Here is a 930-nt window from a genome sequence, read left to right as displayed (position 1 = left end):
CTCTACCAACTGAGCTACTCCCGTGTGAACATAATCAGTTCCCGATATACACCGGGAACTGATTAAAATATTTGGTAATTAGTCAAGAATTTCAGTAATCTGACCTGAACCTACCGTACGACCACCTTCGCGGATAGCAAAACGCAAACCTACGTTCAGAGCTACCGGATAGATCAATTCTACGTTGATTTCTACGTTATCACCAGGCATTACCATTTCAGTTCCTTCCGGAAGAGTGATTTCACCTGTACAGTCCATAGTACGCAGATAGAATTGAGGACGATATTTGTTGTGGAACGGAGTATGACGACCACCTTCTTCTTTCTTCAAAACATAGATAGAAGCTTTGAACTTAGAGTGAGGCTTAATCTGACCCGGTTTACAAAGAACCATACCACGTTTGATTTCGTTCTTATCAATACCACGAAGCAACAAACCAACATTGTCACCAGCTTCACCCTGATCCAACAATTTGCGGAACATTTCAACGCCAGTTACAACTGATTTCTTATCTTCACCCAAACCGAGGATCTCAACTTCATCACCTACGTGAATAACACCAGTTTCGATACGACCAGTAGCAACAGTACCACGACCAGTAATAGAGAATACGTCTTCAACCGGCATCAAGAACGGTTTATCAACATCACGCGGAGGCAGCGGAATCCAAGTATCAACAGCATCCATCAGCTCCATAACTTTATCTTCCCATTTTTCTACGCCATTCAATGCACCAAGAGCAGAACCACGGATGATAGGAGTATTGTCACCGTCAAATTCGTATGCAGCCAACAGTTCGCGCATTTCCATTTCAACGAGTTCCAACATTTCTTCGTCATCAACCATATCGCACTTGTTCATAAATACAACAAGCTTCGGTACGTTTACCTGACGAGCCAGCAGAATGTGCTCACGAGTCTGAGGCATCGG

Annotated in this window: 1 protein-coding gene; it reads right to left on the bottom strand. The window is 43.5% G+C overall.

Features of this window, described 5'->3' with window-relative positions; all coding sequences use genetic code 11:
- Window positions 1–78: 78 nt before the first annotated feature.
- On the bottom strand, window positions 79–930 hold an 852-nt coding region (locus BWI44_RS03775; RefSeq protein WP_286811679.1), incomplete at its 5' end, for an elongation factor Tu.

The organism is Bacteroides sp. Phil13 (genome assembly GCF_001940965.1).
GTDB classification, from domain to species: domain Bacteria; phylum Bacteroidota; class Bacteroidia; order Bacteroidales; family Bacteroidaceae; genus Bacteroides; species Bacteroides intestinalis.
This window is presented reverse-complemented; position numbering and strand designations above follow the sequence as displayed.